General features: G+C 67.9%; 22 protein-coding genes and 1 pseudogene. 8 read left to right on the top strand and 15 right to left on the bottom strand.

The features are described from left to right. Positions 1–18: 18 nt before the first annotated feature. From AB0472_RS11435 to AB0472_RS11415, 5 genes are read right to left on the bottom strand one after another with little or no spacing between them, the layout of a single operon-like run. Complete coding sequence (locus AB0472_RS11435; protein WP_366355490.1) at positions 19–1,080, bottom strand: dipeptide ABC transporter ATP-binding protein; 1,062 nt, start codon at positions 1,078–1,080, stop codon at positions 19–21. After that, complete coding sequence (locus AB0472_RS11430; RefSeq protein WP_366355488.1) at positions 1,073–2,047, bottom strand: ABC transporter ATP-binding protein; 975 nt, start codon at positions 2,045–2,047, stop codon at positions 1,073–1,075. The genes AB0472_RS11435 and AB0472_RS11430 overlap by 8 nt, the downstream gene beginning before the upstream one ends. 8 nt (positions 2,048–2,055) lie before the next feature. Beyond that, positions 2,056–3,036: an ABC transporter permease gene (locus AB0472_RS11425; protein WP_366355486.1), complete on the bottom strand. Its 981-nt coding sequence runs from the start codon at positions 3,034–3,036 to the stop codon at positions 2,056–2,058. After that, entirely contained in the window at positions 3,029–3,952 is a 924-nt protein-coding gene (locus AB0472_RS11420; RefSeq protein ID WP_366355484.1) for an ABC transporter permease, read from the bottom strand. The genes AB0472_RS11425 and AB0472_RS11420 overlap by 8 nt, the downstream gene beginning before the upstream one ends. A 6-nt stretch (positions 3,953–3,958) precedes the next feature. After that, positions 3,959–5,590, bottom strand: coding sequence for an ABC transporter substrate-binding protein (locus AB0472_RS11415; RefSeq protein WP_366355483.1), 1,632 nt, complete (start codon positions 5,588–5,590; stop codon positions 3,959–3,961). Positions 5,591–6,112: 522 nt separating this feature from the next. Between AB0472_RS11415 and AB0472_RS11410 the strand changes: the two genes are divergently transcribed. From AB0472_RS11410 to AB0472_RS11390, 5 genes are all read left to right on the top strand, one after another. After that, positions 6,113–7,138, top strand: coding sequence for an ABC transporter permease (locus tag AB0472_RS11410; protein WP_366355481.1), 1,026 nt, complete (start codon positions 6,113–6,115; stop codon positions 7,136–7,138). A 95-nt stretch (positions 7,139–7,233) separates the two neighbouring features. Further along, positions 7,234–8,967, top strand: coding sequence for an ABC transporter substrate-binding protein (locus tag AB0472_RS11405; protein WP_366355479.1), 1,734 nt, complete (start codon positions 7,234–7,236; stop codon positions 8,965–8,967). Between the two features lie 104 nt (positions 8,968–9,071). Next, positions 9,072–10,052 (top strand): ABC transporter permease, encoded by a 981-nt coding sequence (locus tag AB0472_RS11400; protein WP_366355478.1) that lies wholly within the window; start codon positions 9,072–9,074, stop codon positions 10,050–10,052. Positions 10,053–10,100: 48 nt separating this feature from the next. Beyond that, on the top strand, positions 10,101–11,141 hold the full coding sequence (locus AB0472_RS11395; RefSeq protein WP_366355476.1) for an ABC transporter ATP-binding protein: 1,041 nt from the start codon (positions 10,101–10,103) through the stop codon (positions 11,139–11,141). Positions 11,142–11,167: 26 nt separating this feature from the next. Next, on the top strand, positions 11,168–12,211 hold the full coding sequence (locus tag AB0472_RS11390; RefSeq protein WP_366355475.1) for a dipeptide ABC transporter ATP-binding protein: 1,044 nt from the start codon (positions 11,168–11,170) through the stop codon (positions 12,209–12,211). 139 nt (positions 12,212–12,350) lie between these two features. Here AB0472_RS11390 and AB0472_RS11385 read toward each other — a convergent pair whose 3' ends face one another. The 3 genes from AB0472_RS11385 to AB0472_RS11375 all read right to left on the bottom strand — a co-directional run bounded on the left by AB0472_RS11385 (position 12,351) and on the right by AB0472_RS11375 (position 15,049). After that, positions 12,351–13,610 carry an MFS transporter gene (locus tag AB0472_RS11385; protein WP_366355474.1) on the bottom strand — a complete coding sequence of 420 codons (1,260 nt, stop codon included), beginning with the start codon at positions 13,608–13,610 and terminating at the stop codon, positions 12,351–12,353. Between the two features lie 111 nt (positions 13,611–13,721). Then, positions 13,722–14,642, bottom strand: a complete 921-nt coding sequence (locus tag AB0472_RS11380; protein WP_366355472.1) for a hypothetical protein — start codon at positions 14,640–14,642, stop codon at positions 13,722–13,724. Then, on the bottom strand, positions 14,642–15,049 hold the full coding sequence (locus AB0472_RS11375) for an ATP-binding protein (protein ID WP_366355471.1): 408 nt from the start codon (positions 15,047–15,049) through the stop codon (positions 14,642–14,644). Before AB0472_RS11375 ends, AB0472_RS11380 begins: the two co-directional genes overlap by 1 nt. Positions 15,050–15,244: 195 nt before the next feature. Here AB0472_RS11375 and AB0472_RS11370 point away from each other — a divergent pair, with 195 nt between their 5' ends. Beyond that, entirely contained in the window at positions 15,245–16,096 is an 852-nt protein-coding gene (locus AB0472_RS11370; RefSeq protein WP_366355469.1) for a helix-turn-helix transcriptional regulator, read from the top strand. 8 nt (positions 16,097–16,104) lie between these two features. Then, positions 16,105–16,296 (top strand): DUF397 domain-containing protein, encoded by a 192-nt coding sequence (locus AB0472_RS11365; protein ID WP_366355467.1) that lies wholly within the window; start codon positions 16,105–16,107, stop codon positions 16,294–16,296. On the opposite strand, the pseudogene AB0472_RS11360 reads toward AB0472_RS11365, so the two are convergent. Further along, positions 16,287–16,617: pseudogene (locus AB0472_RS11360) on the bottom strand (glyoxalase). The gene AB0472_RS11365 and the pseudogene AB0472_RS11360 sit on opposite strands and share 10 nt — an antisense overlap. Before the next feature lie 84 nt (positions 16,618–16,701). Here AB0472_RS11360 and AB0472_RS11355 point away from each other — a divergent pair. Continuing rightward, on the top strand, positions 16,702–17,442 hold the full coding sequence (locus AB0472_RS11355; RefSeq protein WP_366355465.1) for a methyltransferase domain-containing protein: 741 nt from the start codon (positions 16,702–16,704) through the stop codon (positions 17,440–17,442). Between the two features lie 177 nt (positions 17,443–17,619). Here the strand turns inward: AB0472_RS11355 and AB0472_RS11350 are convergent, their stop codons facing one another. From AB0472_RS11350 to typA, 6 genes are all read right to left on the bottom strand, one after another. Continuing rightward, a complete protein-coding gene (locus tag AB0472_RS11350) occupies positions 17,620–18,726 on the bottom strand; it encodes an oligopeptide/dipeptide ABC transporter ATP-binding protein (protein WP_366355463.1) in 1,107 nt (368 codons plus the stop codon). 13 nt (positions 18,727–18,739) lie between these two features. Then, a complete protein-coding gene (locus tag AB0472_RS11345; RefSeq protein WP_366355461.1) occupies positions 18,740–19,801 on the bottom strand; it encodes an ABC transporter ATP-binding protein in 1,062 nt (353 codons plus the stop codon). Between the two features lie 22 nt (positions 19,802–19,823). Then, positions 19,824–20,804, bottom strand: coding sequence for an ABC transporter permease (locus AB0472_RS11340; protein WP_366355459.1), 981 nt, complete (start codon positions 20,802–20,804; stop codon positions 19,824–19,826). Between the two features lie 95 nt (positions 20,805–20,899). Then, positions 20,900–22,711, bottom strand: coding sequence for an ABC transporter substrate-binding protein (locus AB0472_RS11335; protein WP_366355458.1), 1,812 nt, complete (start codon positions 22,709–22,711; stop codon positions 20,900–20,902). Positions 22,712–22,798: 87 nt separating this feature from the next. Next, the gene (locus AB0472_RS11330) at positions 22,799–23,833 is read right to left on the bottom strand and encodes an ABC transporter permease (protein ID WP_366355456.1); all 1,035 of its coding nucleotides are present in this window, start codon (positions 23,831–23,833) and stop codon (positions 22,799–22,801) included. 680 nt (positions 23,834–24,513) lie between these two features. After that, positions 24,514–26,421, bottom strand: coding sequence for a translational GTPase TypA (gene typA / locus AB0472_RS11325; RefSeq protein ID WP_366355455.1), 1,908 nt, complete (start codon positions 26,419–26,421; stop codon positions 24,514–24,516). Positions 26,422–26,437 lie beyond the last annotated feature (16 nt).

Here is a 26,437-nt window from a genome sequence, read left to right as displayed (position 1 = left end):
TGATGCGCATACACCCCGTTATGCACCCGCCTTGCCAAGATCGTCCGGCGGCACCACCCGCTTCTCCTCCGCGAAGTGACAGGCGGAATCATGCGCCGCCGGTCCCGGCACGAGCCGGAAAGCGGCGGGCACCGCGAGCGCCGGCACCTCGACCGCGCACCGCTCCTCGGCCTTCCAGCACCTCGTGCGGAACCGGCACCCCGACGGAATGTCCGTCGGCGACGGCACGTCCCCGCTCAGGATGATCCGCTCCCGGCGCTCCCGCGCCTCCGGGTCCGGTACCGGCACCGCGGAGAGCAGGGCCTGGGTGTAGGGGTGGGTCGGATGGTCGTAGATCTCCTCGTCCTTGCCGGTCTCCACGATCCGCCCGAGGTACATCACCCCGACCCGGTCGGAGATGTGCCGCACGATCGAGAGGTCGTGGGCGATGAAGACGTACGACAGGTCGAAGTCGTTCTGGAGCCGGTCCAGCAGGTTGATCACCTGGGCCTGGACGGACACGTCGAGCGCGGAGACCGGTTCGTCGGCGACGATCACCTCGGGGCGCAGCGCCAGCCCGCGCGCGATGCCGATGCGCTGCCGCTGGCCGCCGGAGAACTGGTGCGGATAGCGGTTGACGTACTCGGGGTTGAGCCCCACGACGTCGAGCAGTTCCTGGACGCGCCGGCGCCGGTCGCCCTTGGGGGCCGCCTCCGGGTGGATCTCGTACGGCTCCCCGATGATGTCGCCGACCGTCATCCTGGGGTTGAGGGAGGTGTACGGGTCCTGGAAGACCATCTGGATGTTGCGGCGGACCGTTTTGAGTGCCCGTCCGCTCAGCCTGGTGATGTCGTCACCCTTGTACCTGATCGACCCCGCCGTCGGCCGCTCCAGGTTGACGAGCATCTTGGCGACCGTCGACTTGCCGCAGCCGGACTCCCCGACGATGCCGAGCGTCTCACCCTTGCCGAGCACGAAGTCGACGCCGTCAACGGCCTTGACGGAGCCGATCTGCTTCTTGATCAAGATGCCCTGGGTCAAGGGGTAGTGCTTGACCAGTCCACTCACTTCCAGGATCGGCTCAACCACCCGCTCAACCATTGAGGCACTCCCTCCAGAAGTGACAGGCACTGCCCCGGTGTCGATCCACCTCGTACAGCGGTGGCTCGTCGGTGCGGCACACGTCCTGGGCCATCGGGCAGCGCGGGTTGAAGGCGCATCCGGGAGGGATGTCCATCAGGTTGGGCGGCAGGCCCTTGATGGCGTAGAGCTCCTGGCCCTTCTGGTCGAGGCGCGGGATGGAGTCGAGCAGTCCGCGCGTGTAGGGGTGGGCCGGCGCCTTGTAGATGTCGTGCACGGGGGCGGACTCGACGATCCGCCCCGCGTACATCACGGCGATCCGGTCCGCGACGTCGGCGACCACGCCCAGGTCGTGGGTGATGAGGATGAGCCCCATGCGGTACTCGCGCTGCAACTCCGCGAGCAGGTCCATGACCTGGGCCTGGACCGTGACGTCAAGCGCCGTGGTCGGCTCGTCGGCGATGATCAGCGCCGGTTCCAGGGCCAGCGCCATGGCGATCATGATGCGCTGGCGCATGCCCCCGGAGAACTGGTGCGGATAGTCCCGCACCCGCTGGGCGGCGGCCGGGATCCGCACCCGGTCCATCAGCTCCACGGCCCTGGCCCGCGCGTCCTTCCTGGACATCCCCCGGTGCACGACGAACATCTCGCCCAGTTGGTCGCCCACGCTCAGCACCGGGTTGAGCGCCGACAGCGCGTCCTGGAAGATCATCGCCATCTCGGCGCCCCGGATCCTCCGCCTCTCCTCCTTCTTCAGCCTCAGCAGATCGCGGCCCCGGAAGAGGATCTCGCCCCCGCCGATCCGTCCCGGCGGCACGTCCAGGATCCCCATCACGGCCTGGGCCGTCACCGACTTCCCGGACCCCGACTCGCCCAGCACGGCCAGCGTCTCCCCCTCGTCGACGGCGTACGAGACGCCGTTGACCGCCTTCGCGACCCCGTCCCGGGTCCGGAACTCCACATGCAGGTCACGCACTTCGAGCAGCACGGCGGCGCTCACCTCAGCTTCGGGTCGAGGGCGTCGCGCACCGCGTCGCCGAGCATGATGAAGGCCAGGACGGTGAGCGCGAGGGCCCCGGAGGGCCACAGCAGCGCGTGCGGGGCGTTGCGGATGTAGGGCGAGGCGGCGGAGATGTCGATGCCCCAGGAGACGCTGGGCGGCTTCAGCCCGACGCCGAGGTAGGACAGGGTCGCCTCCAGGGCGATGTAGGTGCCGAGCGCGATGGTCGCGACGACGATCACGGGGGCCACCGCGTTGGGAGCGATGTGCCGCAGCAGGATCCGGGAGTTGGAGGCGCCGAGGGCGCGGGCGGCCTGGACGTAGTCGTTCTGCTTGGCGGTGATCACCGAGCCGCGGGCGATCCGGGAGATCTGGGGCCAGCCGAGCAGCACCATGAACCCGATGACCGGCCAGACCGTATTACTCGTCACCACCGAGAGGAGGACGAGACCGCCGAGGACGACCGGGATCGCGAAGAAGACGTCGGTGATCCGGGACAGCACGGAGTCCCAGATGCCGCCGAAGAACCCGGCGAGTCCGCCGAGCACCGACCCGAGCAGCCCGACCCCGAGCGTGGCGCAGACGCCCACCGTGACGGACGTACGGGCGCCGTACACGGTCCGCGTGTAGACGTTGCAGCCCTGTCCGTCGTAGCCGAAGGGAGCGCCTGGCTGCGAGCCGTCCTGGGCCTTGGCGAGGTCGCACTTGAGGGGGGAGCCGGAGGCGATCAGGGACGGCCACAGGGAGATGACGACGAGGAAGAGGATGACGAGGGCGGAGACGATGAAGACGGGGTTGCGCCGCAGGTCCCGCCACGCGTCGGACCACAGGGAGCGGGGCCTGGCGGCCGGGCCGGTGCCCAGCGGCCCGCCCGGTGTCCGCTCCAGCGTCTGCGCCTCGCTCGTCGCGAGGTCCATCGCCCCGCCCGCCCCGGTCCCCGCGATCGCCCGGTCCGGTTCGAACGGCTGCTCAGGCATAGCGGATCCTCGGGTCGAGTACGGCGTAGAGCAGGTCCACCAGGAGGTTGGCCACCAGGAACACCAGGACCAGCACGGTCACGAACCCCACCACCGTCTGGGTGTTCTGCCGCAGGATGCCCTGGTAGAGCTGGTAGCCGACGCCGTGGATGTTGAAGATCCGCTCGGTGACGATCGCACCGCCCATCAGCGCGCCGATGTCGGTGCCGATGAAGGTGACGACGGGGATGAGCGAGTTGCGCAGCAGGTGCCTGGTGACGACCCGGCGGCGGGGCAGCCCCTTGGCGACGGCCGTTCGGACGTAGTCGCTCCGCTTGTTCTCGGCGATGGAGGTACGGGTCAGCCGGGTGACGTAGGCGAGCGACACGGAGGCGAGCACCAGTCCCGGCACGACGAGTTCGCCGAAGGCTGCCGCCGGGGAGACGGAGGGTTTGATCCAGCCCCACTCCACGCCCAGCAGCAGCTGGAGCAGCAGACCGGTGACGAAGGTCGGTACGGAGATGACGACCAGGGTGGCCAGCAGCACCCCGGTGTCGACGGGCCGGCCGCGCCGCAGTCCGGTCACCACGCCCAGCGTGATGCCGATGACGATCTCGAGGACGATGGCCACGATCGTCAGCCGGATGGTGACGGGGAACGCGGTGGACATCAGCTCGGTGACGGGCTGTCCGTTGAACGCCGTACCGAAGTCGCCGGTGAAGACGTTCCCCATGTAGGTGAGGTATTGCTGCCACACCGGTTTGTCGAGTCCGAACTCCTTCTTCAGCTGGGCGGCGGTCGCCGGATCGCAGGCCCGCTCACCGCACAGCCCGGCGATCGGGTCGCCCATGACGTTGACCATGAGGAAGATCAGCAGCGTGGCCCCGACGAACACCGGGATCATCTGGAGCAGCCGCCGGACGACGTAGCGTCCCATGCCGGTTCAGCTGACCTTGATCTCGTTGTACACGGGGACGCTGAACGGGTTGAGAGCCACGTTCGACAGCCGCTCGGAGTAGCCGGCGCTGCCGTTCTGGTACCAGAGCGGGATGGCGGCCATGTTGTCGCGGACGACTTCCTCGGCCTGCTGGAAGGTGGACACGGCCTTGGCGGTGTCGGTCTGGGCGTTCGCCTGGTCGACGAGCTTGTCGAAGTCCTTGTTGGACCACTTGCCGTCGTTGGAGGAGGCGTTGGTGTAGTAGAGCGGCTGCAGGAAGTTCTGGATGAGCGGGTAGTCCATCTGCCAGCCGGCGCGGAACGGTCCGGTCATCTTGTGCTGCCCGATCTGGTTCCGGAAGTCGGCGAACGTACCGACGGGATTCCCGACGCACGCCTTGTCGTTGCCCAGAGCGTTGTTGATGGAGTTGCACACGGCGTCCACCCACATCCTGTGCGAGCCGGTGTCGGCGTTGTACGTGATCTTGAGCTGGCCGCCGGGCAGTCCCCCGCCCTCCTGGATGAGCTTCTTGGCCTGGGCCGGGTCGTAGTCGCAGGCGCTCCCGCACAGCCCTTCCTTGAAACCGCCGTCCGCGCCGAGCACCGGCGAGGTCCAGTCGGTGGCCGGGGTGCGGGTGTTCTGGAAGATGGTGTCGGTGATCTGCTTCCGGTTGATCGCCATGGAGAGGCCGGTGCGGACCTTCTCCGCTCCGCTCCTGCTCCAGGCGCTGTCGTAGTAGGGGAAGGCGAGCGTCTGGATGATGCCGGCCGGCGTGTTGATGTAGCGGTCGCCGAGGTCGCTCTTGACGTTCTTCAGCTGCGACGCGGGAACGTCGTCGACGAGGTCGAGGTTGCCGGCGATGAGGTCGGTGTAGGCGGTGTCGCTGTCCGTGTAGACCTTGAGGGTCACCCCGTCGTTCTGTGCCTTGTCGGCGCCGGGGTAGCCGTCCCACTTCTTCAGGGACATCTGCGAGCCCTTGGTGTAGGACTCGATGCGGTACGGCCCGTCGCCGACCGGCTGCGCCAGCCAGCCGGCGTGATCGGTGAAGAAGGTCCGCGGCAGCGGGGCGAAGGCCGCGTAGCCGAGGGTGTCGGGGAAGCTGGAGAACTTCTGGTTGAGCGCGACGGTGAAGGTCTTGTCGTCGACCACCTTCAGTCCGGAGAGCGTGTCGGCGCTCTGCGAGCCGCCGGCCGGGTGGACCTTGTCGTAGCCCTGGATGTAGCCGAAGAAGTAGGCGTTCTTCTGGTTGTTCCTGAGGCTCGCTCCGTAGTTCCAGGCGTCGACGAACGACTTGGCGGTCACCTTCTCGCCGTTGCTGAAGGTCCAGCCGTCCTTGAGCGTGATCGTGAAGTTCTGCGAGTCGCCGGTGTCGATCTTCTGGGCGAGCATGTCCTCGGCCTTGCCGGTCTTCGGGTCGTACTTCTTCAGACCCCGGAAGATCATGTCCAGCACCTTGCCGCCCTGGACCTCGTTGGTGTTGGCCGGCTCCAGGGGGTTCTGCGGGTCGCCCCAGGAGGAGCTGAGCACGCCGCTCCCGCCCCCGCCGCCCCCGCTGCCTCCGCCGCCCCCGCAGGCCGTGGCGGCGAGCGCCACCACGACCGCGCAGGCCGCCCCTCGGGCGTGCGTGGCTGAACGCATGGCGTGCCTCCTCCGTGAAGGGTGATCGATGGACCGGCGGATCCCGATATGACCCGCTATCGGTCAATATCGACCGAACAGGTCGACACCGCTCACCCACTGCCCCGAACGGAGGGCTCCGAAGACCCCATGCCGACCTTTAGGGGGACACGTCACCCGATTGCGGACGCCCCTCCGAGGCCGTCTTGAGGATCTTGTGACGGTGACGCAATGGATCTCTGGGCAACGATGCCGAAACGTTGGATTGTGACCTGCCGATGTACGCATTTCGGCACCCTGGCGTCCGCATAACGAACTCATTGCCCGTTTCGCACCATTAGTCCGAACTAAAGCACGGTGCGATTACGAGGCGCTACCCGCGTAGCTACGGAATGGTCAAGCCCGAGTAAAAAAAGTAAAGAGAAACCCAAGTCGACCCAGAATTTATTGACCTTGAATGAATTGCGTTGAAAAAGTCCGGCGTAGCCCGTAGGGGAGCGTGCCCTGCGGAGTCATCAGACCCTCCCTTGGGCCAGGAGCACCATGACCCCCCCAACTCCATCCGCGGCCCCGCTCGAGGTGACCGACGAGAGCGCCGAGAAGTCGACTACTTCTCCCGACTCGAAGGCCGGCGCGAGCAGGTCCCCAGGACAGCTCGCGTGGCGGCGCTTCAAGCGTGACCGTACGGGCGTCATATCGGCGATCATCGTGATCTTCTTCTTCGTGATCGCGCTGGCCGCACCGCTGATAGCCAAGCTGTACGGGAAGGATCCGTACACGACGTACGCGAGCCAGGACCCGAGCCTGCTCGACGCCTTCTCGTACCCGGCGGGCGCCAACGGCGGCATGAGCTCGCAGTTCTGGTTCGGCATCGAGCCGCAGCTGGGCCGTGACGTCTTCACCTTCCTGATCTACGGCATCCGGACCTCGTTGGGCATCGCCCTGGCCGCCACCCTGATCACCACCGTCGTCGGCGTCGTGGTGGGCGTGACCGCGGGCTACCTGGGCGGCAAGACGGACTACTTCGTCGGCCGGATCATCGACATCGTGCTGTCGATCCCCTCGACGCTGTTCATCATCGCCTTCATGCCGGTGGTGTTCGGTCTCTTCGTCGCCGCCGACGACAACATCCCGACGTGGCTGCGGGCCGTCGCCCTCATCTTCATGATGTCGTTCTTCGGCTGGGCGTCGATCGCCCGTCTGCTGCGCGGCCAGGTACTCGGCCTGCGCGAGCGGGAGTTCGTCGAGGCCGCCAAGGTGACGGGGGCGTCGCCGGCGCGCATCGTGTTCAAGGAACTGCTGCCGAACCTGTGGACCCCGATCCTGATCCAGTCCACGCTCATGCTTCCGGCCTACGTGACCGCGGAGGCGGGCTTCGCCTTCCTCGGTGTCGGCATGATCGACCCGACCCCCGACTGGGGCGTCATGATCCAGCGAGGCGCCCAGTTCTACACCCAGGACTTCACCTTCATGCTCTTCCCGGGTCTGGCCATGGTGATCTTCGTCCTGGCGTTCAACCTGCTCGGGGACTCGGCGCGCGACGCGCTCGACCCGAAGTCCAAGCGCTGACCCCTCTCTCATCTGCCGGTCCGGTCAACGTCGTCCGGCTGGTCCCGTCCCACCCATAAGGCAGGGTTGCTGTGTCTTTTTCCCGCAGAAACTTCATGATCGCCACCGGCGTGGTCGCCGCTTCCAGCGCGGTGCTGACCGCCTGTGGCGGCGGCGGCAGCAAGTCGTCGGGCAACAAGATCCCGTCGGTCAGCAAGGCCAAGCAGAGCAAGATCGCGGTCGGCACCAAGGCCGACTCGACCGGCCCGGCCCCCGAGGTCGCCGGCGCGGTCAAGGGCGGGACGATCTACGGCCTCGACCAGTTCGACATGGACCACCTCGACCCGGCCCAGATCTACGTCTCCACCGAGATCCTGATCACCACGCCGATCATGCGTGGCCTGACCGGTTACAAGCTCGACTCCAAGGGCGGCGCCACCCTCGTCGGCGACGTGGCCACGGACGCGGGCACCGCCAAGGACGGCGGCAAGACCTGGTCGTTCACGATCAAGGACGGCATCAAGTGGGAGGACGGCTCCGACCTCTCCATGGACGACGTCCGCCACACCTTCGAGCGCCTCTTCGCCTCCTTCGTGACCGAGGGCCCGCGCTACGTCCAGCAGTTCCTGGTCGGCGGTGACAAGTACACGGGCCCCTACGAGGGCAAGCACCTCGACTCCATCGAGATCGACGGCCGGACCATCACCTTCCGCCTCAACCAGGCCCGCGGTGACTTCAACTTCACGCTCGCCGAGCGCGCGTACTCCTTCGTGAAGAAGTCGAAGGACACCAAGGAGAAGTACGACAAGCAGCCGTTCTCCTGCGGCCCGTACAAGATCTCCGCCCGCGACATCGGCAAGTCCCTGACGTACACCCGCAACGAGCACTGGGACGCGGCGACGGACCCGATCCGCAACGCCTACCCGGACAAGTACCTCTTCCAGTTCGGCTTCGAGCTGCTGGCGTCGACCGACCGCTACATCGCGGACAAGGGCAACGACCAGTACACGATGTCGATCTTCAACGAGATCGCCCCGGAGCGGATCGCCACGGTCCTCACCGACGCGAAGCTCAAGCAGCGGGTGCTCACCGCGGTCGACACGGTCACCTACTACTGGCCGATCAACACCACCCGGATCACGGACGTCAAGGTCCGCCAGGCGATCAACTACGCGTGGCCGAACCAGCAGCTGCAGACCATCCGCGGCGGTGCGTCCACCAGCGAGATCGCCACCACGATCTTCAGCCCGGTGACCCCCGGTTACACGGACTTCGACCTCTACGGCAAGAAGACGAAGCCCGGCGGCGACCCGGCCAAGGCCAAGGCCCTCCTGAAGGAGGCCGGCAAGCTCGGTCAGAAGCTGGTCATCGCCTACCAGACGTCGGACAACGCGGTGAAGCAGGCCGTCGCGATCAAGAACGCGCTGGAGGCCGCCGGCTTCACGGTGGTCAACAAGCAGCTCGACAAGTCGACCTTCTACACCCAGATCGGCAAGATCGACAACACCTACGACCTGTTCGCGGCCGGCTGGAGCCCGGACTGGCCGGGCGGCTACTCGGTCTTCTACCCCTGCTGGGACGGCGACAACATCGGCGACGGCCGCAGCAACTACGCCCAGCTGAAGAACGCGAGCGTCGACAAGGCCATCGCGGCCGCGTCGCTGATCACCGACGCGGACGAGGCCAACAAGGCCTGGGGCGCGATCGACAAGCAGGTCATGGAGCTCGCGGCCTGCGTCCCGGACTACCACGCCATCCGCAACTGGATGCACGGTTCGAAGGTCGGCGGCTTCGTCTACGACTCCGGCAACACCGGCATCGCGCTCACGCGGCTCTACGCCAAGGCGTAGGCGCCACACGGCATCAGGAGGCGGCCCCACCGGGGCCGCCTCCCCACCGGCTCCACACCCCTCACGCCCCGGCAACGGCGCCCCGTCCGGAAAGTCCTGACCCCATGTTCCGCTTCCTTGTCCGCCGTACGATCGGCGCGCTGGTCATTCTGTTGATCATCAGTGCGATCACGTTCTGGCTCTTCTACGCCGTCCCGCGTGACCCGGCCATGATGTCCTGCGGCAAGAACTGCACGCCGGCCTCGCTGGCGCAGATTCGGCACAACCTGGGCATCGACCATCCGATCCCGGTCCAGTACTGGTCCTGGCTCAAGGGCATCTTCGTCGGGCGTGAGTACACCGGCTTCGGGCACTGCAACGCGCCGTGCCTGGGCTACTCCTTCGCCAACAACGAGCCCGTCTTCGGCACGATCATGGACCGGCTGCCGCTGACCCTCTCGCTCGCCTTCGGCTCGGCCGTCATCTTCCTGACCTTCGGTGTCGGCACCGGCATGGTCGCCGCGCTCAAGCAGGGCAAGTTCCTGGACAAGTTCGCGAGCTCGGCGTCGCTGCTCGGCTCCTCGCTGCAGATCTACTTCGTCGGCTACATCGCGCTGTACTTCCTGACCTTCAAGACGGGCATCCTCGACCAGCCCTCGTACACGGCGCTGACCGAGAACCCCGTCCAGTGGTTCTCCGGGCTGCTGCTGCCGTGGATCGTGCTGTCGATCATCTTCACGGCCAACTACACCCGTATGGCCCGCTCGCAGCTGGTCGAGCAGCTCAGCGAGGACTACGTCCGCACCGCCCGCGCCAAGGGCCTCTCCGGCGCCAACGTGTTCCTGCGCTTCGCCTGGCGCGGCGCGATGGGCCCGATCGTCACGCTGTTCGGCATCGACCTGGGCACGCTGATCGGCGGCGCGATCATCACCGAGCAGGTCTTCAGCCTCCAGGGCATCGGCCGCCTCGCGGTGACCTCCGTCAACCAGAGCGACCTGCCGATGCTGCTCGGCGTCACGGTGCTGTCCGCGGCGGCGATCGTGTTCTTCAACATCATCGTCGACGCCGCCTACGCCTTCATCGACCCGCGGATCCGGCTCGCCTGACCTCCGCCCTTACCCCCTACCCCCCGCATCACCCCCAGGAGCGTCCCCGTGACGAGCACCGATCAGCAGCCGTTCCTTTCCGTCAAGGACCTAAGGGTCCACTTCTCCACCGAGGACGGCATCGTCAAGGCCGTCGACGGGCTCTCCTTCGACCTCGCGAAGGGCAAGACGCTCGGCATCGTGGGTGAGTCGGGCTCAGGCAAGTCCGTCACCAACCTGACGATCCTGGGTCTCCACGACCGCGACCGCACCGCGATCGACGGCGAGATCCTGCTCGACGGCAAGGAGCTGCTCACCGCCTCCGAGCGGGAGCTGGAGAAGCTGCGCGGCAACAAGATGTCGATGATCTTCCAGGACGCGCTTGCCTCGCTCTCGCCGTACCACACCATCGGCACGCAGATCTCCGAGGTGTACCGCAAGCACACCGGTGCCTCCAAGAGGGAGTCGCGGGCGCGGGCGATCGAGATGCTGAAGCGGGTCGGGATCCCGCAGCCGGACGTCCGCGTCGACGACTACCCCCACCAGTTCTCCGGCGGTATGCGCCAGCGCGCGATGATCGCGATGGCCCTGGTCTGCGACCCCGAGCTGCTGATCGCCGACGAGCCGACCACGGCGCTCGACGTGACGGTCCAGGCCCAGATCATGGACCTGCTCAAGGACCTCCAGCAGGAGTTCGGCACGGCGATCATCTTCATCACCCACGACCTCGGAGTCATCGCCGACATCGCGGACGACGTCCTGGTGATGTACGGCGGCCGGTGCGTGGAGCGGGGGACCAAGAAGCAGGTGCTGGGCAATCCGCAGCACCCGTACACGCTGGGTCTGCTCAACTCCATGCCGGCTCTGGACGGTCCGGTCGACGTGCCGTTGTCGCCGATTCCCGGCTCCCCGCCGTCGCTGCTCAACCCCCCGTCCGGCTGCCGCTTCCACCCGCGCTGCGCGTTCGCGGAGAAGGTGCCGGGCGGCAAGTGCTCCAGCGTCCAGCCGGTGCTCGAACTGGTCGAGGGCCGGGGCTCCGCCTGCCATCTGGAGCTGAGCACGCGCGACGAGCTCTTCGCCGACTACGCGGCCACTGCCGGCCACAACTGACGGACACGAGACGGGACTTCACGACCATGAGCAACACCAACCCCCTCCTGGACGTCTCCGGGCTGACCAAACACTTCCCGATCAAGGGCGGCTTCCCGATCAAGCGGACCGTCGGCGCGGTGCAGGCGGTGGACGGCCTCGACTTCCAGGTCGCCGAGGGCGAGAGCCTGGGCCTGGTCGGCGAGTCCGGCTGTGGCAAGTCGACGACCGGCCGGCTGATCACCCGCCTGCTGGAGCCGACGGGCGGCACGATCAACTACCGCGGCCAGGACATCACGCACGCCAGCCGCCGGCAGCTGGCGCCGATCCGGTCCGAGATCCAGATGATCTTCCAGGACCCGTACGCGTCGCTGAACCCCCGCCAGACCGTCGGCAAGATCGTCGCCGGTCCGATGGAGATCAACAACATCAACCCGGCCGGCGGCCGCGAGAAGCGGGTCCGCGAGCTGCTGGAGATCGTCGGCCTGAACCCGGAGCACTTCAACCGCTTCCCGCACGAGTTCTCCGGCGGCCAGCGCCAGCGCATCGGGGTGGCCCGCGCCCTGGCCCTGGAGCCGAAGCTCATCGTCGCCGACGAGCCGGTCTCCGCCCTGGACGTCTCCATCCAGGCCCAGGTCGTCAACCTCCTGCAGAAGGTCCAGCAGGAGCTGGGCATCGCCTTCGTCTTCATCGCCCACGACCTGGCGATCGTGCGGCACTTCTCGCAGCGGGTCGCGGTCATGTACCTCGGCAAGATCGTGGAGATCGCCGACCGCGAGGACCTGTACGACAACCCGCGCCACCCCTACACGCGGGCCCTGCTGTCGGCCGTGCCCGAGGCGACGGTGGACGTGGAGCCGCGCGAGCGGATCCGCCTGGTCGGTGACGTCCCGTCCCCGATCAACCCGCCCTCCGGCTGCCGCTTCCGCACCCGCTGCTGGAAGGCGACGGAGAAGTGCGCCACGGAGGCCCCGCCGCTGGTCCAGGCCGACGGCAACAAGCCCGGCCACCTCACCGCGTGCCACTATCCTGAGACCCGGGAGACCCTTCCGGCCCCGCGTCTGTCCAAGGACCCCGAGGCCGCGGCCTGACACACCCCTTTCCGTCAGCCGCCGCCTGCGGAACGGACTTTCACCGGCCCATTGACCCGAGCCCCTGAACGTCCGCTCCAGGGGAGCAAGGGCCCGCACCTCCCCAGGTGCGGGCCCTTCTCACTGCCGTGAGGCACCCTCAGGAGGACGTCTCGGCTTCGAGGAGCCCCCGCCGGTGCGCCGCCGGTGCCGCCCGCAGCGACCGGACCCCGGGCGCCAGGAGTGCGGCCAGGGTGGCGGTGGCGATCAAGGTGGCGCTGACGACCAGCATCCGGTCGGTGCCGAAGGCGTCGGCGGCGGGCCCGGCCAGCGCGAGGCCGAGCGGGGCGAGGGAGAGTGAGCCGAACCAGTCGTAGGAACTGACCCGGGACAGGGCCTCCTCGGGGACCTCGCGCTGGATGGTGGTGGCCCACAGCACGCCGAAGAAGTCGAGGCTGACGCCGGCCGTGAAGGCGCCCACGGCAACGGCCCACAGCGGTGCTCCGGCCCCGAGGAGGGCCGGCGGCAGGGCGGACGGGAGGGTGAACAGGACCGCCGCCAGGATCGGCCGGGCGACGCGCGCGCGGGCCGCGATCCCGGCGCCCGCCACGGCGCCCAGCGCCTGCGCGGCGACCACCAGGGACCATGCTCGGGCCCCGCCGAAGTGGGCGCTCGCGGCCAGCGGACCGAGGACGCCGGCGTTGGCGTTCGTCGCGGCCATCACCAGGGAGAACTGGACGACGACCACCCACAGCCACTGCCGCGAGGCGAACTCCCGCCACCCCTCGCGCAGGTCGGCCCAGCCCGAGGCGGACTTCCGGGGCCGCCGGCTCAGCCGCAGGGACGACGTGAGCGCCGCGCTGACCACGAAGGACAGGCCGTTGACGGCAAGTGCCCAGCCCGCTCCGACCCATGCGACGGTCACGCCCGACAGGGCCAGCCCCAGCAGGAGTGCGGTGTTGGTGCCGACGCGCAGCAGACCGTTGGCCCGCTGGAGGGCCTCGGACGGCACCAGCTGCGGGATGACCCCGTCCATCGCGGGAGAGAAGAGGGCGGTCGCCGTCCCCGCCGTGACGGCGAGGGCGCACAGCGCGGCGACGGGGGCGTGGCCGCTGAGCACCATGGCCGCGAGTCCGCCGTAGGACAGGGCACCCAGCACGTCTGCCACGGCCATCAGCGCGGAGCGCGAGACCCGGTCCGCGATCACCCCGCCCACCAGGACCAGGGCGAGCTGCGGGACCGCCTGGCAGGCGACGACGAGCGAGAGGTCGCCGGGGGTCGCGCCGGGCAGCGCCAGTACCGCGAAGGCCAGCGCGATCCGGGCGAACCCGTTGCCGAGGACGGAAATGACGCGGGCGGACGCGAGGCGCAGGAAACCGGAGTTGCGCAGCAGGGAAGGGGGGTGCTCAGCGGCGGACATGGACGGGCACCTTACGCCCTCGCCGCCTCGGACCGGTCACCGTCACGCACCCTTCCCGCCAAGTACGGATCACGGGTCGGGCTTCCCCGACCCGCACCCGAGCCCCGACGTTCAGGACTCGACGAACAACTCCGCAGCGTCCGTGACGTGCACCGCCCGCTGGGCCCAGATTTCGAGCTTGTCCAGGTCGGTACACGCGTCCACCCGCTCACGGACCGCGTCACTCACCGGGACACCACGCCATTCCAGGACCCGCAGGACCATCTCGGCACGCTCCTGAACACGCCCCTGCTCCCGGCCTTCCTCCCGGCCTTCCTCCCGGCCTTCCTCCCGGCCTTCCTCCCGCACCTGCTCCGCCAGCGGGTGCCGCCAGAAGTACTGGATCGCCGTCATCAGGTCCCTCCAGATCTGCTTCGCCCGGGGATCGACCAGGCACGAATCGACGAACTGCACGAAGACCGCGGCACTGTCACGGTCGATGGTCTTCAAGGCCGCTGCGAGCGATTCCAGTATGGCCGCAGCGTTCGGGCCCCGCCCGTGTGTCATGGCCGAGAGCACCGCAAGGGGTACGTCCCGTTCTGCCTCCCGCACGTCCGCGATCAAGGGAACGTTGTCCGGCCCCAGCACCAGCGGCCGCACGATCAGCGACTCCCACCCGGGAAAGCCGAGCTTGATCGGCTGCGACGCCCATCGCGCCGTCGTACTGCTCTGGGTGATCACGATCAGTACCGGCTCACACCGGTACTTCTCATACAAGTACGACAGGTAGTAGGGCCAGCTCCCCCGCTTACGGCCGTCCACCTCCCCCTGCGACTCGACCACGAGGAGGTAGGTCCCCTTGTCGGTCTCTGCCCGCAGCAACGTGTCCACCCGACGCTCGACCGGCTCGATCTCCGTCAGATCCACGTTCAGCGCCGCGATCTCCCGCGGCTCCGGAAACGGGACGCCCAGTACCCGCTGTAACGCATGCGTCAGCAAACCCGGATCCTTCTGGAAGATCCGGTGCAACGCCTCATGCGACGACCCCACCATCACGCCACCCCCAACTCGCACCACACGTACTTGCCCCGCTCCCCGAACCGGGCGGACGGCTGCCAGCCCCAGCAGTCCGCGCACGCGACCACCAGCCCCAGCCCCCGCCCCGCCTCCTCAAGATCCGTCACCGCTTCCAACGACCCCGGCGGCTCCGGAGGCACGGGATCCGCATCCCACGCCCCGATCCACACCACACCCTCCGGGGAGCGCCGGACCCTGAGCGCGGCCGGCCCCTTCGTGTGCCGTACGGCGTTGGAGACGAGCTCCGCGGCGAGCAGCTCCGCGGTGTCGGCGAAGCCGATCAGGCCGTGCATGGTCAGGATCAGGCGCAGGGTGCGGCGAGAGATCGTCACTGCTCTCAGGTCGTTGGGAACGTAGAGCGTGTAGTCCCAGGTTTCGGGCATGCGTCATCAACTCCAGGCAGATGAGGGGGTTTCACGCGCGGTGGCATCGCCGCACGGCAGCGGTGCGGTGCACTTCCACAGCGTGTCCGTTACATCACCGACGGTAGGTCATAAATTTCATTCACTACAAGCGCGTCGCGTAATCTGACCCCGAACGAGTGCCCCCCTCAGGGACTTTGAGGAAAGGAGGACGCCGTGCCAGCACGACGGCACCCGACGGCACGCCAGGTGCGCCTGGGGACCGAACTCCGAAGGCTGCGCGAAGCCGCCGGACTCAAGGCGACCGAGGCCGCAGGCCTACTAGGGGTGAACTCGGTCCAGATGAGTCAGATGGAATCCGGGATCGCCGGAGTGAGTGAACAGCGGGTTCGTCGGCTGGCGGCCACCTACACTTGCCCGGATGAGGGGTTGGTCGACGCCTTGGCGGCCATGGCGACCGACCGGACGCGAGGCTGGTGGGAGGAGTACAGGGGCGTTCTCCCTGCCGCTTACCAGGACCTCGCCGAGTTGGACCACCACGCCAGGTTCCGCCACGACGTGGCGGTCATCCATGTGCCGGGCCTGTTCCAGACGGAGGCCTACGCCAGAGCGCTCTTCGCCTTCATGAACCCGGAGTTCCCGGCCACCGAGGTGGACCTACGAGTGGAGCACCGGATGAAGCGCAGGGTCGTCATCACCGGCCCCGACCCCACGCCGTACGAAGTCGTGATCCACGAAGCGGCCCTACGCCTCAAGGTGGCCGGACGCGACGCCTTCAGGACCCAATTGACGCGCATCCTGGACATGTCCGAGGCCGACCATGTGATCGTTCGGGTCGTCCCGTTCGCTCTCGACGACTTCGCCGGCGCCGGCAGCAGCATGGTGCACCTGGGAGGAGCGGTCCCCCATCTCGACACCGTCGTGCGTGACGCCCCGCACGGAACGGCGTTCGTGGACTCCCAGGCCCAGTTGGAGCACTTTCGAAAGCTTTTCCGTAGGGTGACGGAACAGGCCCTGCCCCCGCGGCAATCACGCGAACTCATCCATCAGTTGGCCAAGGAGCTGTGAGGATCGGCATGATCACCCCCACCGCGTGGAAGAAGTCGTCATTCTCCGGCGGAGGCGAGGGAAACGACTGCGTCGAAGTCGCCCATCGGAGGACCCACATATCCGTCCGCGACTCCAAAGCCCCCGCCAGAGCCACCCTCACCTTCCGCCCCGGCTCCTTCGCCGCCTTCGTCAGCGCACTGCAAGCCGCTCATTCCTGAGCCACCAGCTCCACCTCGAAGCCGGCCTCGTTCTCCAGGTACGCCACGTAGTGATCCGGGCCGCCCGCGAACGGGTGGCGGTCCGGGAACAGCAACGTCCACCCGTGCGCCGGAGCCGCTTCCGTCAGCGCGTCGACCGTCGTCCGGTCCGCTGTGCGGAACACCAGGTGGTTCGGCCCGGCCGCATCCGGTCATGCCCGCGCCACCACCCCGCATCGCCGGTGATCGCCCGACCACCACGTACGTCTCCCCCAGCAGCCAGCCCCAGGACTCCGTCGCCCGGTCCAGGTCCGGTACCCACAGCTCTATGTGACCAAGCACCCGCAGTCCAGTGGAAGTTGATAGAAGTTCAAGAAGACGGTCGTTCCTGACCCTGCGTTCAACATCATGTGGCACACTGCCGCGGTGGTCGATCATTCGTACGCGGACCTCTCGCTCGCCGCGCTCTACGACAGCCTCAACCCGTGGGGGCCGGGTGACGACTTCTACCTGGACCTGGTGATGTCCGCCGGGTCGGTGCTCGATGTCGGCTGCGGGACCGGGCGGTTGCTGCGCGGGGCGCGGGCCGCCGGGCACGGCGGGCGGCTGATGGGGCTCGAACCGGCCGCGGCGATGCTCGTGCAGGCACGCCGGGCCGAACCCGCGGTCGAGTGGGTGCTCGGCGATCTGCGTACCCGCCGGTGGGACGGCCACGGCTTCGATCTCGCCGTGATGACCGGTCACGCCTTCCAGGAACTGCTCGGCGACGAGGAGGTGCGCGCCACGCTGGCCGCCGTACGCACCGCCCTCGGCCCGACCGGCCGGTTCGTCTTCGAGACCCGCAACCCGACCGCCCGCGCCTGGGAGTCCTGGACGCCGGACCGGGTACGCCGGCTCGCCGACGGGGACGGACGTCAGGTCCGGGTCTGGCACGAGGTCGACGGGCCACCGGCGGGAGACCGGGTGACCTTCACGGAGACGTACGAGGGCGAGGCCTGGACGCAGCCTCAGGTGTGCCGTTCGACCCTGCGATTTCTCGGCCTCGACGCCCTGTCCGGCTTCCTGGCCGAGGCCGGCCTGGAGGTCGTCGACCAGTACGGGGACTGGACCCGCGGGCCGGTCACCTCCGACAGCCCCGAGATCATCACCGTCGCAGGCCCGCGCTGAGCACGACGGCGGCCGTGGTGCGTTCCCCGCCCGCTGTCCCGGAGGCGGCCCGCGGGAGCGGCCCCGTAGGCCACGGACCCGTCGAGGCCGCGGCGCACGCCGTCCGCACTGGCCGCCGGGGCGAGGACCGCACCGTGGCGGCCGTGGGCTGCCACGGTGTGGTCCCGCTGTGGGGGGCTAGTCCTCCTCCAGCGCCGCCAGCGCCGGGTCCAGCACGATGTCCTCGTCCCGGGCCTCGGTCGTCGGGTCCTCCGGGAAGTGGCAGGCGGTGAGGTGGCCCTCGTGGTTGCCGGAGATCCGGACCAGCGGGGGCTCCTCCGTCGCGCACTTGTCCTGGGCCTTCCAGCAGCGGGTGCGGAAGCGGCAGCCGGAGGGCGGGGAGATCGGGGACGGGACGTCGCCGGCGAGGCGGATGCGTTCGCGGCCCGCCGACTCGCCGTCGTCGGTGAGGCTGACCTCGGGGACGGCGGACAGCAGGGCGTGGGTGTAGGGGTGGCGGGGGCGGCTGTAGATCGCCTCCCGGTCGCCGACCTCGATGATCTTGCCGAGGTACATGACCGCGACCCGCTGCGAGAAGTGCCGCACGATCGCCAGGTCGTGGGCGATGAACAGGAACGCGATGCCCAGCTCCTGCTGGACCTGCTGCAGGAGGTTGACGACCTGGGCCTGGATGGAGACGTCCAGGGCGGAGACCGGCTCGTCGGCGACGATGAGCTTCGGCTCCAGGGCCAGGGCGCGGGCCACCCCGATGCGCTGGCGCTGGCCGCCGGAGAACTCGTGCGGGAAGCGGTTGAAGTGCTCCGGGTTCAGGCCGACGATCTCCAGCAGCTCGCGGACCCGCTTCTCGCGGCCGCCGGCCGGGTTGATGTTGTTGATCTCCATCGGGCCTGAGACGATCTTGCCGACGGTCTGGCGGGGGTTCAGCGACGAGTACGGGTCCTGGAAGATCATCTGGATCTCGGAGCGGATCGGCGCCAGCTGCCTGCGTGAGGCGTGGCCGATCTCCTGGCCGCGGTAGTTGATCGTGCCGTCCGTCGGTTCCAGCAGGCGGGTGATCAGGCGGCCCGTCGTGGACTTACCGCAGCCGGACTCGCCGACCAGGCCGAAACTCTCCCCCACGTGTACGGTCAGGTCGATGCCGTCCACGGCCTGGACGTGCCCGACCGTGCGCCGGATCGGGAAGCCGCCCTTGACCGGGAAGTACTTGGTCAGACCGGAGACCTCCAGCAGCGGTTCGCCGGCGGTTGCCTCGCGCGGGGCGGGAAGGACCATGTCCTGGGTCATGAGGTGTCGTCTCCTAGCCCAGCCGGGGCTTGATCTCTTCGAGGAAGATGGTGCGTTTCTGGTCGGCCGTGAGGTGGCAGGCCGAGGCGCGGTCGGGAGCCAGCAGGGGGCGTTCGGTGGCACAGCGGGTACCGCCGACCCGGTCCTGGAAGGTGCACCGGGGGTGGAAGCGGCAGCCGGAGGGCGGGGTCAGCAGGGAGGGCGGGGTACCGGGGATCGGGTGCAGCGGCGTGCCCAGGTCGGAGTCGAGGCGCGGCATCGAGTTCAGCAGGCCCCAGGTGTAGGGGTGCTGGGGGGCGCGCAGGACCTCGTCCGTGGTGCCGCGCTCCACCGCGCTGCCCGCGTACATCACCATGATGTCGTCGGCCATGTCGGCGATCACCCCCAGGTCGTGGGTGATGAAGATGATGCCCGATCCGAACTCCTGCTGCAGGTCCTTGAGCAGGTCCAGGATCTGCGCCTGCACGGTCACGTCCAGGGCGGTGGTCGGCTCGTCGGCGATGAGCAGGTCGGGGTCGCAGACCAGGGCCATGGCGATCATCGCGCGCTGGCGCATGCCGCCGGAGAACTGGTGCGGGTAGTCCTTCGCCCGCTCCTTCGGGTTGGGGATGCCGACCTTGGCGAGCATCTCGACCGCCCGGTCCCAGGCCGCCCGCTTGGAGGCGCCCCGGTGCTTCATGAACGGCTCGGCGATCTGCCGGCCGACCGTGTAGTAGGGGGACAGCGCGGTGAGCGGGTCCTGGAAGATCATCGCGGCCTTGTTGCCGCGCACCTTCTCCAGCTCGGACTCGCGGGCGGTGATCAACTCCTGGCCGTCCAGGAGGATCTCGCCCTCGACGGTGGTGAACTGGGGGTTGTGCAGGCCGAGGATGGTCAGGTTGGTGACCGACTTCCCGGACCCCGACTCGCCGACGATCCCGAGCGTCCTGCCTCGCTCCACGTCGAACGACAGCCCGTCCACGGCCCGCACCACGCCGTCCTCGGTCTTGAAGCTGACGTGCAGGTCCCGCACCGAGAGGAAGGCACCCGAGTCGGCCGGCGCGGGGGTACCGGCGTCCTTGGTCAGAGTGGTCACGGCAGTTCTCCTCCTGCCCGGCCTAGGACAGCCGGACGCGCGGGTCGATGAACGCGTAGGCCGCGTCGACGATGATGTTGAAGAGCAGGATCATGGAGGCGGAGAACAGCATGACGCCCAGCAGCAGCGGCAGGTCGCTGAACTGCACGGATTCCACCGCGAGTCGCCCGAGACCGGGCAGTCCGAAGGTGTACTCCGTGATGATGGCACCGCCGAGCAGCGAGCCGAGGTCGATGCCGAAGATGGTGACGATCGGGATGAGCGAGCCCCGCCAGGCGTAGCGGAAGAAGACGTATCTGCGGGACATGCCCTTGGCGCGGGCGGTGCGGACGTGTTCCTCCTGGAGCTGCTCGATCATCGACGAGCGCGCCATACGGGTGTACTGCGAGGCGAAGATCGTGGACAGCACCACCCAGGGGATGATCAGTCCGGTGAACCAGGTGATCGGGTCCCCGGTGAAGTTGTGGTAGCCCGGCTTGTCGAAGATGTGGGACTGGTAGACCAGTACGGCGAGCGCCAGCGGGCCCAGGAAGTAGATCTGCATCGAACTGAGCACCATGGAGCCGGCGGTGACCGTCTTGTCGAGCAGGGTGCCGCGCCGCCAGGCGGCGAGCATCCCGGTGCCCAGACCCACGATCAGGAAGACCACGGCGGCACCCAGGGTGAGCGAGATGGTGGTGGGCAGCCGGTCCATCATGGTCGACCAGACCGGGTCGTTGGTGTGGTACGAGTACCCGAAGCAGGGGGCGGGGCAGGGGCCCTGGGCGAACTTGTCGCTGCCCAGGATCAGGTTGTGCAGGAAGATCCAGTACTGCTCGGGGATCGACTTGTCGAGGCCGAGCACATGATGGATGTTGGCGAGACTCGTCGGATTGCACGTCTTGCCGCACATCAGCAGCGCCGGGTCGCGCGGCATCCCGAAGAACAGCAAGAACGTCACGATGCTCAACAAGAAGAGGATGACGACGGCACCGAGGATCCGGCGGACGAGGAAGCGCAGCATGCGAGGGGGCTTTCTGACGTCGGCGGGCCGGGCGGTACCCGGTGCGGTGTCGACCCGAGGGGCGCACGCACCGGGTACCGGTCGGGCGGGTGGGGTTACTTGATGTAGAGGCGACGCGGGTCGATGCCGCCGATCACGTCGTCGTAGACGAGGCCGCCGACCTTGGAACCGGCGATCTGGACCTGCTTGTAGTAGATGGTCGGGACGGCGTTGATGACGTCCTTGGCCAGGTACTGGTCGATCTTCTCCCACGCGGCCGCCGACTTGACCGGGTCGGTGATCTGGTTCGCCGCGTCGATGTCGGCGTTCACCTTGGAGTCGTTGATGTGCGAGTAGTTCGGCGAGCCGTCGGCGATCGCGCGGCCGTCGAACAGCGGCGGGATCACGGTCGAGGCGGACGGCCAGTCGGCACCCCAGGCGGAGTGGTAGATGTCGTAGTTGTTGTCGACCTTGCCGATCTGGTCGTAGAAGGTCTCGGCCGGGATGTCCTGGCGCTGGACGTTGAAGCCGGCCTTGTCCAGCGCGGCGGCGATGGCGGCGGAGTACTGCTGGCCCTCGGGGGTGTTGATGTAGCCGTAGGTCAGCTTCATGCCGACCTTGCCGGCCTTCTTCAGCAGCGCCTTGGCCTTGGCCGCGTCACCACCCGGGTTCTTCTTCTTGCCCCACGGGTCGAAGGACGCGTCGTAGCCGCTGACGGTCGGGCTGATGAAGCCGCCGGCGACCTCCGCGGCGGAACTGCCGCCGAAGGCGCGGATCATCGGGGTGATCGGCAGGGCGTAGGCGATGGCCTCGCGGACCGTCTTGTCCTGCAGCGCCTTGTGCGACTGGTTGATGTTGACCTGGCCGACGTAGGGCTGGTAGCCGGCGACCGTGCGGGCCTTGACGGCCGCGTCGCCGCCGAGGACCTGGGAGATGTTGCCCGCGTCCACCGAGTTGTTGAAGCTGACGCCGGTCTGGTCGGCGCCGCTGTTCGCGAGCAGCGCCTTCGTGGAGTCCTCGTACTGGACGTTGAACGTGAAGTCCATCTGGTCCACGTACTGGTTGCGGATCGGGTCCGTCTTCGGGTCCCAGTCGGTGTTCTTGACCAGCACCATCGACTTGCCGGACTTGAACGACTGGATCTTGTACGGGCCGCTCGTCACCGGGGCCTTGTCGTACTTCTCCTTCGTGTCGCCCTTCTTGGAGACGACGGCGTAGCCCGCCATGGCGAGGGCGTACGGCAGGTCCGGGTGCGGGGTCTTGAAGTGGAAGATGACGGTCTTGCTGTCCGGGGTCTCCAGGACGCTGTCCGGCAGGTGCTTGCCCTTGTAGGGGCCGTCCGGGAGCAGTTTGCGGTAGTCGGCGCCGTTGGTGTCGGCCATCCACTGCTGGAGGTAGGTGGGGCCCTGGTTGATGAAGGACGCGAAGAGCCGCTCGAAGGTCTGGCGGAAGTCCGCGGACGTGATCGGCGTCCCGTCCGAGAACTTGATGCCGTCCTTGAGGGTGTACTTCCAGGTCTTGCCGCCGTCCGTGGTGGTACCGGAGTCGGTGGCCAGGTCGCCGACGACCTCGTGCTTGCTGCCGTCGTTGCCGGTCGCCTTGTAGCCGGTGAGGCCTCTGTGGATCAGCGTGGCAAGGGAGCCCTCGTCGGAGACGTAGATCTGCGCCGGGTCGAGGTGCGCGTACGAGTCGCGCTGCAGCACTTCCAGGGTGCCGCCGGTCTTCGCGCCCGGCACGGCGGCCGCGGGCCCTGTCGAGTCCGCCGCGCCGCCGAACTTGATCGAGGCCTGCTGCCGCTTGGCGTTCTGCTGGTCCTTCTTCTCGTTGTCGCCGGCGCTGCTGCCGCCCTTGCTGCAGCCGCTGAGCACGAGTGCCCCGGCCGCAAATATGGACAAAGCAGCATATGTGTGGCGTCCGCCCCTACTCATCACTGAAGTCTCCACCCATCTGTGTGTACGCCGGTGCGAAGGAAATGGCCGTGCGGTATCCGGGCGAGGACGCCCACAAGCTCTCGGTCAGCGAGCCGTCTTGGGATCGAAGGCGTCCCGGACCGAGTCCCCGAGCAGGTTGAAGGCGACGACGAAGACGACCATCGAGACGCCGGGGAAGAACATGTACGTGATGTCGTTCTGCAGGACGAGCTCGGTCGAGGCCTTGGAGAACATCTGGCCCCAGTCGGGGGTGGGCTCGACGATGCCGACGCCGAGGAACGAGAGACCGGCCTCGATCGTCACGAAACTGGGAAGGATGTACGTGGCCTGCACCAGCAGTGGTGTCACCACGTTCGGCAGGATCTCCCTGCGGATGATCCGCCAGGGCGAGGCGCCGCTCACCTTGGCCGCTTCGATGAACTCCCGTTCCCGTAGGGCGAGTGTGGTGCCGCGCAGGATGCGGGCCAGGCTCATCCAGCCGAGCACCCACTGGACGACGATCAGCGCGACCACGCGCACGTAGGTCGGGGTCTCGTCGCGCGGGCTCACGAACAGCGAGACCACGACCGGCATGCTGGCGATGAAGAACAGCTGCGAGGGGAAGGCGAGCAGGAAGTCGATGACACGGCCGATGAAGAAGTCGGTCTTGCCGCCGAGGTAGCCCGCGCTGACACCGAGGAGGATTCCGGTGACGACGACCGCGACGGTGACCGCCAGGGAGATCAGCAGCGACGTCCGGATGCCGTAGATCAGCTTGGTGAACACGTCGTAGCCGTTGCCCGGTTCGAGACCGAACCAGAACTCGCTGCTGATGCCGCCGTTGGGCTGCACCGGCACGCCGGCGCTGTCGAAGAGTTCCGGGCGTTCGTCGGCGTAGATGGTGTACGGGTTCTTGCCGTACAGCTTCGAGATCAGCGGGGCCGCCGCCGCGACGAGGAAGAAGAAGGCCACGACGAACGCCGAGATGACGCCGGTGCGGTCGCGCTTGAAGCGTATCCACATCAACTGGCCCGGCGACCGGCCTTCGACCGTCACCGGTGCGGTCTTCGCGTCCGGCTCCGGTCCGCCGTCCACGACGACCGACCTTCCGCCGCCCTCAATGTCCGTAGGACTGGTCACAGTTCGTCCAATTCACAGGTATGGGTGTGCCGAACCGGCGGCCGGCGCGAGGGCGCGACCGCGGTGGCATGATCCGATGAGGCGTCGGGGCGTCCCCGCGGTGAACGGGAATGCCGCAGCCGGACGCGCGTAGGCGAGCGACCGCGCTACCCGGCCGGCCCTTGTTTCAGGACCAACTGCCGGACGAACAAGGGCAGTCGGGCCGAGCGAACCGAACGGCCGTCGTCGGCGACGGAACCCACCTGGTGCCTGTGACACTGCACATGGGACTTCTCCTCATGACTTCACGTGTTCACCAACAGGAGGTTTCCGTCCATACCCTCCGACACCCCTGACGGAGGGTCAGACACCCCCTGATGCTCGTGAGTCGGGCGCTGTCCCCACAGCGCGAGACCCATTGACCCGAGCGCTACGCGGCTAACTATCTGCCATGAGTCAGGTGCCGACCACTGTCTTTAAATCTCAATTCAGTCACAGCTGGCGCGTAGTTCTTCCGAAAAATGGACAAAGCGTTCGAGGGGAGAAGGGCGCGAAACGGACTTGTTACATGGCTATCGGGCGAGGATCTCCGCATTTCGGACACCAGTCCGGAATTGGCCGAGTCCCGCCCACCCGAAAATGGGTTGCAAAAAACCCGGGTACCCCCACCATGGGGGCACCCGGGTTCAGGTGTCCTGCGATCAGCCGTGCTTGGCGCGGCTGGCGGCGCGGGCCCGCTCGCGGGCGTCCAGGTTCACCTTGCGGATGCGAACGGCCTCCGGGGTCACCTCGACGCACTCGTCGTCACGGCAGAACTCCAGGGACTGCTCCAGGGAGAGCTTGCGCGGCGGCACGATCGCCTCGAACGAGTCGGCCGACGACGACCGCATGTTCGTGAGCTTCTTCTCCTTGGTGATGTTCACGTCCATGTCGTCGGAGCGGGAGTTCTCGCCGACGATCATGCCCTCGTACACCTCGGTGCCGGGGTCGGTGAAGAGCACACCGCGCTCCTGGAGGTTCGTCATCGCGAACGCGGTGACGGCACCGGCGCGGTCGGCGACCAGCGAACCGTTGTTACGGGTCTGCAGCGGGCCGAACCAGGGCTCGTGGCCCTCGTGGATGGAGTGCCCGATACCCGTGCCGCGCGTCTGCGTGAGGAACTCGGTCCGGAAGCCGATGAGGCCGCGGGACGGGACCACGAACTCCATGCGGACCCAGCCCGAGCCGTGGTTGGACATGTTGTCCATCCGGCCCTTGCGAACGCCCATGAGCTGCGTGACCGCGCCCATGTGCTCCTCGGGCACGTCGATCGTCATACGCTCGACCGGCTCGTACGTCTTGCCGTCGACCTGCTTGGTGACGACCTGCGGCTTGCCGATGGTCAGCTCGAAGCCCTCGCGGCGCATCTGCTCGACCAGGATGGCGAGCGCCAGCTCACCACGGCCCTGGACCTCCCAGGCGTCCGGACGCTCGGTGTCGAGCACCCGGAGGGAGACGTTACCGATCAGCTCGCGGTCCAGGCGGTCCTTGACCTGGCGGGCGGTGACCTTGCGGTCCTTGACCGCGGCCTTGTTGTCGGCACCCTTGCCGGTACCGCCGCGGCCGACCAGCGGCGAGGTGTTCGTGCCGATGGTCATCGAGATCGCCGGCTCGTCGACCGTGATCAGCGGCAGCGGGATCGGGTTCTCGGTGTCGGCGAGGGTCTCGCCGATCATGATGTCCGCGATACCGGCGACGGCGCAGATGTCGCCGGGGCCGGCCATCTCGGCGGGCTTGCGGGTGAGCGCCTCGGTCATCAGGAGCTCGGTGATGCGCACGTTGGACATCGTGCCGTCGCGCTTGATCCAGGTGACGGTCTGGCCCTTGCGCAGCTCGCCCTGCTCGACGCGGAGCAGCGCGATACGGCCGAGGAAGTTGTCCGCGTCCAGGTTGGTGACGTGCGCCTGGAGCGGGGCCTCCGCGTCGTACTCCGGAGCCGGGACGTGGGAGAGGATCGTGGAGAAGAACGGCTCCAGGCTGTCGCTGTCGGCCGGGACCGTGCCGTCCTCCGGCTTGGTCAGCGAGGCCACGCCGTCACGCGCGCACGCGTAGACGATCGGGAACTCGATCTGGTCCTCGTCGGCGTCCAGGTCGAGGAAGAGGTCGTAGGTCTCGTTGACGACCTCGTCGATCCTGGAGTCCGGGCGGTCCGTCTTGTTGATGCACAGGATGACGGGCAGGCGCTGCTGGAGGGCCTTGCGCAGCACGAAGCGGGTCTGCGGCAGCGGGCCCTCGGAGGCGTCCACCAGCAGGACCACCGCGTCCACCATCGACAGACCGCGCTCGACCTCGCCGCCGAAGTCGGCGTGGCCCGGGGTGTCGATGATGTTGATGGTGATGACGTCGCCGCCATCCTTGGGGTGGTACTTCACGGCCGTGTTCTTGGCCAGGATCGTGATGCCCTTCTCACGTTCCAGATCGTTCGAGTCCATCATTCGGTCGTCGAGCGACTCGGCGGCGTGCGCGGCGAAGGCACCGGCCTGCTTCAGCATGGCGTCGACGAGGGTCGTCTTGCCGTGGTCGACGTGGGCGACGATGGCGACGTTGCGGATGTCGTGGCGCGTGGCCATAGTGCGGCGTACTCCC

It is taken from the genome of Streptomyces sp. NPDC086777 (assembly GCF_040702065.1).
In the GTDB taxonomy this organism is placed as follows: domain Bacteria; phylum Actinomycetota; class Actinomycetes; order Streptomycetales; family Streptomycetaceae; genus Streptomyces.
Note: the sequence above shows the minus strand (reverse complement) of the source record. Positions and strands in the feature narration are given on the sequence as shown.

Coding starts and splice junctions, on each gene's coding strand:
- AB0472_RS11405 (WP_366355479.1), top strand. CDS start 7,234: ATGATCGCCACCGGCGTGGTCGCCGCTTCCAGCGCGGTGCTGACCGCC.
- typA (WP_366355455.1), bottom strand. CDS start 26,421: ATGGCCACGCGCCACGACATCCGCAACGTCGCCATCGTCGCCCACGTC.
- AB0472_RS11400 (WP_366355478.1), top strand. CDS start 9,072: ATGTTCCGCTTCCTTGTCCGCCGTACGATCGGCGCGCTGGTCATTCTG.
- AB0472_RS11365 (WP_366355467.1), top strand. CDS start 16,105: ATGATCACCCCCACCGCGTGGAAGAAGTCGTCATTCTCCGGCGGAGGC.
- AB0472_RS11420 (WP_366355484.1), bottom strand. CDS start 3,952: ATGGGACGCTACGTCGTCCGGCGGCTGCTCCAGATGATCCCGGTGTTC.
- AB0472_RS11350 (WP_366355463.1), bottom strand. CDS start 18,726: ATGACCCAGGACATGGTCCTTCCCGCCCCGCGCGAGGCAACCGCCGGC.
- AB0472_RS11335 (WP_366355458.1), bottom strand. CDS start 22,711: ATGAGTAGGGGCGGACGCCACACATATGCTGCTTTGTCCATATTTGCG.
- AB0472_RS11435 (WP_366355490.1), bottom strand. CDS start 1,080: ATGGTTGAGCGGGTGGTTGAGCCGATCCTGGAAGTGAGTGGACTGGTC.
- AB0472_RS11375 (WP_366355471.1), bottom strand. CDS start 15,049: ATGCCCGAAACCTGGGACTACACGCTCTACGTTCCCAACGACCTGAGA.
- AB0472_RS11425 (WP_366355486.1), bottom strand. CDS start 3,036: ATGCCTGAGCAGCCGTTCGAACCGGACCGGGCGATCGCGGGGACCGGG.
- AB0472_RS11390 (WP_366355475.1), top strand. CDS start 11,168: ATGAGCAACACCAACCCCCTCCTGGACGTCTCCGGGCTGACCAAACAC.
- AB0472_RS11380 (WP_366355472.1), bottom strand. CDS start 14,642: ATGGTGGGGTCGTCGCATGAGGCGTTGCACCGGATCTTCCAGAAGGAT.
- AB0472_RS11410 (WP_366355481.1), top strand. CDS start 6,113: ATGACCCCCCCAACTCCATCCGCGGCCCCGCTCGAGGTGACCGACGAG.
- AB0472_RS11415 (WP_366355483.1), bottom strand. CDS start 5,590: ATGCGTTCAGCCACGCACGCCCGAGGGGCGGCCTGCGCGGTCGTGGTG.
- AB0472_RS11385 (WP_366355474.1), bottom strand. CDS start 13,610: ATGTCCGCCGCTGAGCACCCCCCTTCCCTGCTGCGCAACTCCGGTTTC.
- AB0472_RS11340 (WP_366355459.1), bottom strand. CDS start 20,804: ATGCTGCGCTTCCTCGTCCGCCGGATCCTCGGTGCCGTCGTCATCCTC.